Annotated in this window: 9 protein-coding genes and 1 pseudogene; all 10 read left to right on the top strand. The window is 66.9% G+C overall.

The genetic code is table 11. The annotated features are described in order from the left end of the window. Positions 1-713 precede the first annotated feature (713 nt). Positions 714-1,397: a carboxymuconolactone decarboxylase family protein gene (locus tag ABZ624_RS40470; RefSeq protein ID WP_360100234.1), complete on the top strand. Its 684-nt coding sequence runs from the start codon at positions 714-716 to the stop codon at positions 1,395-1,397. A gap of 51 nt (positions 1,398-1,448) precedes the next feature. Then, positions 1,449-1,871, top strand: a complete 423-nt coding sequence (locus tag ABZ624_RS40465; RefSeq protein WP_360100231.1) for a nuclear transport factor 2 family protein — start codon at positions 1,449-1,451, stop codon at positions 1,869-1,871. Beyond that, positions 1,864-2,187, top strand: a complete 324-nt coding sequence (locus ABZ624_RS40460; protein ID WP_360100228.1) for an acyl carrier protein — start codon at positions 1,864-1,866, stop codon at positions 2,185-2,187. Before ABZ624_RS40465 ends, ABZ624_RS40460 begins: the two co-directional genes overlap by 8 nt. After that, on the top strand, positions 2,184-4,508 hold the full coding sequence (locus ABZ624_RS40455) for a beta-ketoacyl synthase N-terminal-like domain-containing protein (RefSeq protein WP_360100225.1): 2,325 nt from the start codon (positions 2,184-2,186) through the stop codon (positions 4,506-4,508). Before ABZ624_RS40460 ends, ABZ624_RS40455 begins: the two co-directional genes overlap by 4 nt. Continuing rightward, positions 4,508-6,028 (top strand): SDR family NAD(P)-dependent oxidoreductase, encoded by a 1,521-nt coding sequence (locus ABZ624_RS40450; protein WP_360100222.1) that lies wholly within the window; start codon positions 4,508-4,510, stop codon positions 6,026-6,028. The genes ABZ624_RS40455 and ABZ624_RS40450 overlap by 1 nt, the downstream gene beginning before the upstream one ends. Next, positions 6,025-6,810 (top strand): hypothetical protein, encoded by a 786-nt coding sequence (locus tag ABZ624_RS40445; protein ID WP_360100219.1) that lies wholly within the window; start codon positions 6,025-6,027, stop codon positions 6,808-6,810. The genes ABZ624_RS40450 and ABZ624_RS40445 overlap by 4 nt, the downstream gene beginning before the upstream one ends. 76 nt (positions 6,811-6,886) lie before the next feature. Beyond that, positions 6,887-7,243, top strand: a complete 357-nt coding sequence (locus ABZ624_RS40440; RefSeq protein WP_360100216.1) for a hotdog domain-containing protein — start codon at positions 6,887-6,889, stop codon at positions 7,241-7,243. Next, on the top strand, positions 7,240-8,370 hold the full coding sequence (locus ABZ624_RS40435) for a zinc-binding dehydrogenase (protein WP_360100213.1): 1,131 nt from the start codon (positions 7,240-7,242) through the stop codon (positions 8,368-8,370). The genes ABZ624_RS40440 and ABZ624_RS40435 overlap by 4 nt, the downstream gene beginning before the upstream one ends. Before the next feature lie 53 nt (positions 8,371-8,423). Continuing rightward, positions 8,424-8,624: pseudogene (locus ABZ624_RS40430) on the top strand (beta-ketoacyl synthase N-terminal-like domain-containing protein); the annotation flags it as partial. A gap of 162 nt (positions 8,625-8,786) precedes the next feature. Then, positions 8,787-10,613 (top strand): beta-ketoacyl synthase N-terminal-like domain-containing protein, encoded by a 1,827-nt coding sequence (locus ABZ624_RS40425; protein ID WP_360100237.1) that lies wholly within the window; start codon positions 8,787-8,789, stop codon positions 10,611-10,613. The last annotated feature ends 222 nt before the right edge of the window (positions 10,614-10,835 follow it).

Here is a 10,835-nt window from a genome sequence, read left to right as displayed (position 1 = left end):
AACTGTGGCGGATAGTTCTTCATGACCACGAGATGTCCGTTCTCAGATCCTCAGGATCCAGTGTCTCGTGTGTCCAAGATCAGGGGTCAAGGCCCCTCACGTCAACCACAAAGGCCATCCTCACCCTGGAGGCTCACCGTTGAAAAGGCTCCGGGTACCGGTGCCCCTTGTACGGCGCATCCACGAGCAGCCCCTCCCAGGATGACCAACTCAAAGATCATCTCACGAGGCTTCGCTAACGTGACAGTGCCCGTTGCCACATGCACCTGCTCGGGCTTGCGCGACACCACGGCGTTCACAAGGGCACAAGACCGCATGAAGTGCATGGCATCGGCCACCCCCGGCCACTGGTCAGACGGGTGTGGCTGCGCTCCACTGGGAGATACCCGGCAGGTCAATTCAAAACCCCTTGGATCATGGGGGGATTCGCGATCACGATTCGATCATGCTCTGTACGTGTGAGGACACCCAGGTGGGGAAGCTCGCGGCTGCGTGCAGACCCGTGAGGGCCACGGCCTACCCTCCGCCCTGCAGAAACAGATTGGAATTGGCTTCCCGATGTCCGCCCGGGTTCAACAGCCGGACAGGGCAGCGGTGTTGCAGCCAGGAGCGCCGACGCACGAACATCCGGTCGGCCTCCCCTTGTGGGGCGGTCCACACAGAACAGGTTTCCCCGCTTTGAGGGGATAGGCGCTACGACAGGTGACGAACTCTTGGAGGTCGGCGATGAATGTGACCCCGGAACGCTTCGGTACCCCGATTCAGACGGGGGGACCGGTCTTTCGCAGGCGGTTGAGGAAAAGGCGCCGGCATGCCGGCACACGCCTCGCATTTCCCCTCTGCCGCAGCAGGAATGGGGCCCGGCGATCACCGCGATGATATCGCTCGTCGGTCCACTCAATGTTGTCAGGACATTGGGACGGCATCCCGCTTTGTGCCGGCACTGGTTCGGCCTTGGCGCCACGTTGCTATTTCGCGGAACATTGCCCGCACACCACCGGGAGCTGGCAATACTGCGCACCGCGCACCTCAACGCGTGTCCGTATGAGCAGGTTCACCACGTGCGGGCCGGACGTGAAGCCGGTCTCAGCGAGGCGCACATCGACGCAGTGACAGCAGAGGCGGACGAGTTCGCGTGGCGCCCTGAGGAGTCTGCCGTTCTCGCGGCCGTTGACGAACTGCACAGTACCGGCAGCATCAGCGAGGGCACTTGGGGGATGTTGTCGCGGCAGCACGACGAGCGGCAGATCATTGAACTGGTGATGCTGGTCGGCTACTACCGGATGACCGCGCACGCCATCAACGCATTGCGTATTCCTCTCGAAGACTGGGCAATGTGTTCCCCTCCGGCCGACCAGGAGTCGGCTGACTCATCCGAGAATAACTACACGTCCTGAAGCCGCCGTGGCGGCCCTCAACTCAAACACCCCTGACGTAAGGAGTTTTCGATGTCCGAGGGTTCCACCTGGGCAATAGCAGATGAGATCCGCGCCGCTGTGCAGCGCTGGGCATACCTGTACAACACGGATGTGCACCGGATGATCGATGAGTGCTACGCGGAATCGTTCCACGTCTTGTGTCCGGGGTTGCTGGAGATCACGGACAAGGCCCACTTCCACGAGATCGAACAGGCAGTTCTGGACGCAGATTCCACCAGGCGCCTCCATCTCACGGATGTCGTCGCCGCGGATGACAGGGTGGTGGTGGAGTGCGTGCTGCGGGGCGGCGGCACGCGTCAGTGGGAGACATTCTGCTGCGCCATCCTGACATTCAAGGACGGCCAGATCATCAACGACCACACCTATCTGGACCGCACGCAGTGGCCTGGGCTTAGGGACCATCTCCGCGAGATGAGGCAGGAAGATGAGTGACCGTCACCCCGATGTCGTCCCGACTACCGACGAGCCGAATCGGCCGCTGCCGCCTGACGATGGGCAGCTGTTGGCTGAGCTACGCACGCTGTACGCCGAGGAGCTGGAGTATCCCGAAGAGGTCGTCACCAACGATGCGCACTTCGAGGCGGAGCTCGGCATCGACTCCCTGACGCAGGTGGTGACCCTCGTGAGGGTCCTGGAGCGGTACGGGATGCATTCCTTCGTCGAGAAGCTCCCGGCCACCGAATACCCAACGCTGCGAGCGGTCGCCGAGCTGTTGCGGACACTCGCCGACGAGGAGGACGCCGCGTGAGGGGCCAGGTGGCGGTCGTCGGTATGGGCATCGCCGTGCCGGGCGCCAGTGATCTCGACCAGTTCTGGGAGCTCCTGAACGCCGGAAAGCCGGTGTTCACCGAGCCCGGAGGCAGGTTCCGGCTGGCGGCGTTCCACGATGACGTCCCCCGTACGCCAGATCGCAGTTACGCGCGGGTCAGTGGTTACTGGGACGGTGCCGGTGCCTCTCTTCGCCTGCATACGCGGGTGGCCCGGGAAATCGCGGACGGGCGGCTCTCGGCCCATGCGCACAGCACAGTGTGGCTGCGGCATTGTCTGGCCCAGGCCCTTGATGGCGTCACCGCCTGCGATACGGATGCCTATGCCTTCTTTGTCGGGGCATCGGTCGCCGGCAGCCAGCAAACCGAAGAGGCCACCGTGGTAGAGGCCGTGGCCCGGGGCATGTCCGAGCGGCTCGGCCGCGAACATTATGGGCGCATCAGGGAACGGCTGCGCCGGCGTTACGGCATGGTGGGGCCGCACCCGCCCGACGCACTGCCGACCCAGGTGGCCCGCGCTGCCGCCACGGGCCTGCTCCCTGAGGGCTATGTGTTCGGTGTTGTGGACGCCGCGTGTGCGTCCACTTTGTATGCGATCGATCTGGGTGCCAAGAGCATCCTGGCGGGGGACGCTGCCATCGCCTGTTGCGGGGGCTACTTCACCGTCGGCCCCCGGTTCAACGTGCTGTTCTCCAAGCTGAGCGGGCTGTCGCCCACCGGTGAAGTCCGGGTGTTCGGCCAGGACGCCGACGGCACCTTGTTCAGCGATGCCGCATCGGTGGTGGTCCTCAAGAATGTGGACCGGGCGATCGCCGATGGTGACCGGATCTGGGGCGTGCTGGGTGGCTTCGGCACCTCCTCTGACGGGGCAGGCAAAGCGATCTTCGCCCCCAACCCGGCAGGGCAACGGTTGTGCCTGGAGCGCGCACGGGCCGCTGCCGCGGTTACTGCCGACGACACTTCCTGGGTGCTGGCTCACGGAACAGGAACGCGTGCCGGTGATGCCGTGGAACTGGCCGTGCTGGAGGAGCTGGCCCCGCCGGGCGGCTATGTGTGCACGTCCAACAAGTCCGTGATCGGTCATGGCGGATGGAACGCGGGCGGGGTCTCGGTCGTTCATGCGCTGCTGGCCATGCACCACGCCAGCATCCCGGCACAGCACGGCCTCGCCCACTCTGACGGAACCGGCCTGCACCGGGTGCGGATCCCCCTGCGGTCCGTTGCGCTGCCCCGCCGGCGGAATCGGCCACGGGCCGTTGGCGTCTCGAGCTTCGGGTTCGGGGGGATCAACTCCCATCTGATCCTGCGCGACCCGGCGGACCCGCCCGCCGCGACCGGCCAGCCGCTGGTGCCGGAGACGGACCCTGTGGTCGCCGTCGCCTGGACCGCGCACCTTCCAGGAGACCCTTGTCCCGCGGACGCTGTGCGGACGCTGTCCGACGGCAAGGGGGTGAGCCTCCGCTTCGGCTCCTATGAACCGTTGTCCTTCGCAGAGAGCCGACTGCCCCCGAAGGTGCTGCGGGCCATCGACCGGGGCCAGCAGATGGCGCTGCGGGTCGCGGACCGGTTCGTCACCGAGCACGGTGAGCTGTGGGCACCGCTTCGCGCCGCCACAGGTGTGGTGGCTGTCCAGCAGGGCCCGGTGCGCCTGTCCATGGACAACGCACTGCGCTGTTACGCGGCCGACCTGACCACGGTGTTCGAGGGGGAGGATGCCGCAACGCTGCAGGATCTGCTCGGCCAACGGCAGTCGTGTACGCCCCCCAGCTCGCAGACAACACTGGCCGGGACGATGCCAAATGTGCTGGCAGCCCGGCTGGCGAACCGCTACGACCTGCATGGCCTGACCCTCCATCTGGACACCGGGCTCGACTCGGGGCTGGCCGCAGCCGATGTCGCTTCGCGCTACCTGCGTACCGGAGAACTGGCGATGGCACTGCTCCTTGCGGTCAGTGCCGACAGCCGACCCGATTTCGCCGGCCTGGTGGGTGTGGACGCCGACCGGATCGCCGAGGGAGCGTTCCTGCTGGCCCTGACCCTTGAATCAACCGCTCGCCAACGGCAACTGCCGATACTCGGCCGTATCCGCACGACAGTCGACGACCCGCACGCCGGGCACACCGGGGCGGTGGTGAGCTGCCGGCGACCTGACCGGGCCACCTATCTGGCCGCCGACGGCATCATTACCCTCATCTCCGCTCTGCACGCTCCTGAATATCAGACCACGGTGGTCCCCGAGGAAAACAGCTCCGGCGTACGGGTAACAGTCGAGTCCGTACCGGCCCGAGACGGGAGCCGGTGATGTCGACGAGCACCCGTCCGTTCACGAGGCAGGTGGCGGCCGCCGTAGACGCTGCCGATACGCCGCTTGCGGCCCCTGAGGGGTGTGTGGTCCTGACCACCCCCGACGGGGCAGCGGCCGTCGCTGACGCCGCGCATGCGTGCCGCGGCCGACTGGTGGTCACCGACCCGGCCGAGAATGCCGAGTCGTTGGCCGCCGCAGCGGCCAAGGACGGCCCTGTCCGTCATCTCCGCGTTGTCGTGGACCTGCGGACCTCCGGGTGGCCTGCCCCTCCCAGCGAGAGCCTGCGACTGCTGCACGACGTGGCCTTCCTCGCGGCATCCGAGAACTACGACACCCTGCGGGACGGAGGATCCTTCGTCGTCCTGGTACTTGACCGCGCCGTCCCCGGCGCAGCCCATCCGCATGGGGCCCTGTTCACCGGCCTCGTCAAGAGCCTGGCCTGGGAACTGTCCGGGTGCCAGGTATACGCCCTGCTGTGCGACGAGGACACCTGGCGAACCGGCCTGCCCCACCCGCGCCACGAGGACTCCCACGCACCGGTGCCGCCCGTCCTGCAAGCCCGCGAAGGGCGGCTGCAGACACACACGCTGTCCCCGATGCCGTCGGCAGATCCGCAAGGGCAGAACGGGATCACCAGCCGCTCCGCAATCGTCGCGGTCGGCGGCGGCCAGGGCATCACCGCGGCGATCCTGCGTACGATAGCCGAGCAGCACCGACCACGAATCTGGGTAGTGGGAACCACACACCTGGCGCACGCCGCCTCCCCCTACGCGCCCCGGACGCTCGCCGACATCCTCCGCAACGAGCCGGGCCTTCCCGTCCTCCAGGCGCGTGAGCGCCTGGACCGGCTGCGCCGGGCCGCTGCGACACAGGACACCATCACCGCGCTGCGGTCTGCCTGCGGAGCGGATCGCGTCCGCTATCTCACCTGCGACATCACCGACGCGTCCGCCGTCGAGGCGGCCGTCGACACCATCTACGCAGGCACACCCGACGTCGGTCTTCTGATCAATGCGGCCGGCATCAAGCGGGCGGCGGCACTGGGCAACAAAACGCTGGCCACGTTCCGCGCGGTACGCGACCTGAAACTGCTCGGCTACCACCACCTCAAACAAGCCTTCGCAGGGCGACAGCCTGACCGGTGGTGCAACTTCGGTTCATTCGTGGGAGCCATCGGCTTCCCCGGCGAGACCGACTACACCGCTTGCAGCGACTTCCTCGCCGCTGCCGCCTGCTACGAGCACTCCCTACGTCCCGGCACCCACAGCGAACTGACCATCGAGTGGCCGCTGTGGGGCGAGGTAGGCATGGAAGCCACCCGCCAGTCCCGGGCACGGCACACCCAGCAGCAGACCCTCACGCCGATCAGTACCGCCGAGGGCATCGCCTGCTTCCTCCAGCAGATGAGCTGGCCTTGGCAAGACCACCCCGTCATCACCTGGCTCGGAGACCGGGAAGTCGACCTGATCACCCAGCGCTGGCCCCACATGGTGCCCACCGACGGCAGCACCTCATGAGCAGCAGCACACGTACCCCCACCGGACCGGTCACTGTACGAACACTGCACCTCACCGACCTCGACCGGGCGCTGCTCGCCGCTTGTCGCAACGGCGGACACTTCGCCTTGCCCCACGCACTGCTGCTGGAAATCGCCGCCCGCGCAGCCGCCCCCAGCGCGACCGAACCGTTCCTCACCGCCGCGACGCTCCTGGAGACCCGGCCAGAAGCCCCAGCACCCCCTACCGAAGTGGAGGCGGCCGTCGCCCTCAGCGGTCCAGGACGCCTCGTGGTCACGATCCGCGCGTGGGCCACGGTGGGCCTCCACTACGCAGTGGCCATCCAGAACGTCTCCTCTCCCGTGTGGTTGCCGCCCGCACGCCGGAAAGATCCGACGCGCGCCCGTACCCCAAAACCCGGCGTCCCCACCCAGCCCGTCGGCCTCCTGCCGGCACTGGCCGATGCCTTCGGACTACCCGCAGACGACGACATCGCCGTGCTCCGGGCCACCGTCCGCCGCTGGCGAACCGACATGGACGCCTGTCGGCTTCCCTTCCTCACACTCGATGCCCTCGCCCACTCCGCCCCATCCTGTCCCAGCGCAGCGACAGCCCACGTGGACCTCTTCACCACGTGCAATGACACAGAACTCATACGGATGTTCGGCAAGCTCGAATTCATGGACTTCCCCACGCCCGACGGTCATGCACTGGCCGCGCTCGCCCCCAACGGACGGATGCTGATGCGCATCCGTACCCCGGCACACCGCGCTGCACCCGTCCAACCGGGCCAGGACACCTGACACCGAGGAGAACGACATGCGATCCGGACTGCGGCCAGACCAGACCTTCACGGTCCGGCGGCGAATGTCACCACACATGATCAGGATGTTCGGCGAGCTGATCGGCGACGTGAACCCACGGCACATGACCGCACATCACGGCGAACCGCCCGTCGTGCACGGCCTCTACCTCGCCTCCACCGTCAGTATGTTCACCTCGGACCTGGACATCCTCGGACGGCGTTTCACCATGGACTTCCTTTCGCCCGCCCACGCCGGTGACGACATCGAGGTCACCGTCACTGTCACCGACGTGCGCAACGCCGGGCCTATCGGTGACGTGATCAACGCCCAGATGCACTACCGCAACCAAGATGCGGTCCTGCTGGCACAAGGAGAGTTCACCGCCGTGGTCCGACCTTTCCCCAACGGACAGCGCAGGGAGCAGCCGTGATCACTACCGACGCCTGGGTGCTACACGCCGGACCGGCCGGCGCAACGCGATCCGGCGGCGAGCTGCGCCGGGAAACCCTGCACCTGCCCGCCCCGGCAAGCCACGAGGCGCTGGTCGAACCCCTGCTGGGAGGGTGGGAAGCGAACATGTCGCATGCCATTGCCCGCTCTCCCGTCGACATCTGCCGCCAGCGCGGAGAAGACCGCGTCCTGCTGGGCAACTGCGGGATCGTACGAGTCCTGCGGCCCGCCGCCGCACTCCGGTCGCCCGCCGAGGGACGGATCTGCCTGCTGATGCCCTTCGGCAAGAGCGACCTCAGGGGATACGCCGAACTGGTCCACGCCTACGACGCACCGGGTACCTATGGAATGCTGGCCACACGGGTCACCGTCCCCGCCGAGCGGCTGCTGCCTCTGCCGAAGGACACCCGGTTCTCACTCGCCCAATGGGCGTCCTACGGCCGCTACTTCACCGCCTGGGACAACTGGAGAATCGCCCACGCCTGCTGGAGCAGCCAGATGGCAGACGAAGACCCGGCCGACCATCTGGTCTTCGGATGGGGCGGCGGAGTCGCATTGGCCGCGCTCCTCCTGGCGCGCCGCTGCGGCTTCCGGACCGCCATGGCGGCCAGCAGCAGCGCCCGCCTCGACCTCATCGCCAAACAAGGAATCACTCCCGTCGACCGGCGGGAGTTCCCCGACATCGACAGCAGGGGAGACAAGCGGCAACGAGCCTGCGCCCGCACGTTCCTCCGGCAGATCTCGGCGCTCAGCGACGCCCAGGGCTGCGCCATCATCCTGGACAACCTCGGCGGACCGGCCTACGAGACCACACTGCGGGCACTGGCCCGCCAGGGAGTGATCTCCACCTGCGGCTGGAAGACAGGAATGAACCTGAAGGTGACCCGGGCCTCCGAATGCCAGCTCCGCCACCTCCACGTACACACCCACGCGTGGCGCTTCCCGGACACACCGGCCATCCGTGACTTCGCAGAGAAGACAGGCTGGATCGCAGAAGAAGAATTCATGCACGTCTACGACTTCGACGACATACCCCGGCTCGCCGCCGACTTCGAAGCCAACCGCATCGACAGCTATTTCCCGGCGTACCGGGTCAACCCCATTTAGGAACGCCGCCCCGGCCACCACCCCGTACCAGGCCGGGAAGCCTTCACGGAAAGGTGGTAGGGAAAGTGCCCCCGGAGCCGATTGCAGTCGTAGGCATGGGAATAGCCGTCCCACACGCGTCATCCCCTGCCGAGTACTGGCAGTTGCTGACCGACGGGACACCCTCGTCCTCCGACCACGGGGGCCGGTTCGACACCGAGAAGTTCACCGTCCCCGCATCGCAGGCGCCCGGCACTTCACGGGCGCGGGCAGCGGGTTACCTTCCCGCCCTCCTCCCCACCTGTGAAGAATCCGGCACGTCAGCCGCCGAACCGACAGGCTGGCTACAGCACAGTCTCCGCCAGGCGTTGCACGGGGTACACCTGCATGACGGCGAACGAACGCTGCTGGCGGCCGCAGTCCTGCCTATCGGAGTCATGGAACTCGAAATGCAGATGGCGCGAGAGGAATTGCGGCGCCGATATCCACAGCTTCCCGTGGCCGATGGCTACACAAGAAACGCCACCAGCCGGAACCTGCCCTGGCATGTCGCAGGCGACGCTGCCCGTGGCGTCGTGCCGGACACCACCGAGACCCTCGTCATCGACACCGCATGCTCATCGGGACTCACGGCTGTCGACGTAGGCATGCGTTCACTCTGGCACGGGGAGCACACCCTTGCCATCTGTGCAGGAACCTACGCCGTGACGCCTCTGGCAATCACTCAGTCGGCCTACACCGGCGGCCAGAGCCAACACGGCCAAATCCGGCCCTTCGATCATGCCGCGGACGGAATCCTCTTTGCCGACGGCGCTGCGGCGGTCGCCCTCAAACCCCTGCTCCGTGCGCGGCAGGACGGCGACCGCATCCTCGGCGTACTGATCGGCAGCGGCATTTCCAACGACGGGCGCGGCAAAGTCATGAACGCCCCCAACGCCGCGGGGCAGAGCCTCGCGATCACGCGAGCGCTGGCGGCCGGCGATGTGGAGCCCGGCAGCGTCGGATGGGTGGTGGGCCACGGCAGCGGCACCCCCGTAGGCGACATCAGCGAGGTCACCGCGCTCGCCGATGCCTACCCCTGCGGGCATCGCTACCTCACCTCAAACAAGAACCTGATCGGACACGGATCGGCCTCCGCGGGACCGGCATCACTCATCCACGCCCTGCTCGGACTCCAGCACCACTGCATTCCGGCCCAGCACCATCACACCCAACCGGCACCCACGCTGCCACTCGGCAACCGCATCACCGTACCGACAAAGCACACCCCTTGGCCTGCGCGATCACACGAACAGGTCGCCGCCGTCAGCGGCTTCGGTGTCGGCGGGACCAATGTCCACGTGCTTCTCACCGCCGAAAAAACCTCGCACTCCCAAGCCGGACCACAGTTCAAGGACTCATCCATCGTGATCGTGGCCTGGGGAGCCGACCTGCCCGGCCAGCCGCCCCTGAACACCCTCCCGGACTGGCTGCGAAACCGGGCCCCCGCCCCTCCATTGACCTATCAACCCGACTACCCACCCGTCAGAAAGGCGGAGTTCCTCCTCCCGCCGACGGACCTCCGTGCCACCGATCACACCCAGATCTGCTCGCTCCGCCTGTACCGGACACTGAGCGGACCTCTGGGTACGGGCCTGCACAACCTTCACGCCACCACGGGAGTGTTCGCCGCCCACTGCGGCCCCACCCGGACCCACGCCCGAAACGCCCTCCAATGTCACCTCGCCGCCCTCCGCGCCCCAACAGGAAGCCCCGGCAGCGCAGCCTTGTGGGACCAGGCCGAACGCCACATCCGCGACAGCATCTCTGTTCCCAACACCTATTCCCTCGTGGGCAGTCTCGCCAATACCATCGCGGCCCGGGTGGCCAACTACTTCGACCTCCACGGACCCGCCATGACCATTGACGCCGGCCTGGATTCCGGACTGGCGGCACTCCGGACTGCCGGCCTCTACTTGGACTCAGGAGCCATCGACGTGGCCTTCCTCATCGCAATCAGCAGTGGAGGCCGCGAACTCACCAACGTGACCACCGATATCGTGCCGCCATCCTGCGCCCCCGCCGAAGGCGCCTTCGCCCTGCTGCTCACCCTCGCATCCACAGCCGACAGCCACGGCTGGCCGGTCCTGTGCACGCTCCCGGCTCTCCCCACCCTGTCATCGCCCCTCACCCGTCAACGCCCGGACGTCCTCGCGGACCGTTCCTACCTCGCAGCCGACAGCCTCATCGCCCTGCTGCTCCCCCAAGTCGCGGGTCGATCCTGATGATCCACTTGCCACGTATGACAAGCGGCGCGGCCCGCCGGTGGACGACTGACACCGGCACCATCCACTCCACGGCGGCGGCAGCCACCTGCGGCCCGAAGGCCCCCGACTCTTGGAGCGCTGGGACGGTGTTATCAAGTTGAGGAGCGGGGGTGTGATGATCTTGGTGGGGATCGTTGTGGGAGGGGCCGTTCGTGGATACCGCTGCACCGTCGTACCGGG

It is taken from the genome of Streptomyces sp. NPDC007205, assembly GCF_040634095.1.
GTDB lineage: Bacteria > Actinomycetota > Actinomycetes > Streptomycetales > Streptomycetaceae > Streptomyces.
The sequence above is the reverse complement of the archived record's forward strand: the minus strand, read 5'-3'. Positions and strand labels throughout refer to the sequence as shown.

Coding starts and splice junctions, on each gene's coding strand:
- ABZ624_RS40425 (WP_360100237.1), top strand. CDS start 8,787: ATGGAACTCGAAATGCAGATGGCGCGAGAGGAATTGCGGCGCCGATAT.
- ABZ624_RS40445 (WP_360100219.1), top strand. CDS start 6,025: ATGAGCAGCAGCACACGTACCCCCACCGGACCGGTCACTGTACGAACA.
- ABZ624_RS40440 (WP_360100216.1), top strand. CDS start 6,887: ATGATCAGGATGTTCGGCGAGCTGATCGGCGACGTGAACCCACGGCAC.
- ABZ624_RS40460 (WP_360100228.1), top strand. CDS start 1,864: ATGAGTGACCGTCACCCCGATGTCGTCCCGACTACCGACGAGCCGAAT.
- ABZ624_RS40465 (WP_360100231.1), top strand. CDS start 1,449: ATGTCCGAGGGTTCCACCTGGGCAATAGCAGATGAGATCCGCGCCGCT.
- ABZ624_RS40450 (WP_360100222.1), top strand. CDS start 4,508: ATGTCGACGAGCACCCGTCCGTTCACGAGGCAGGTGGCGGCCGCCGTA.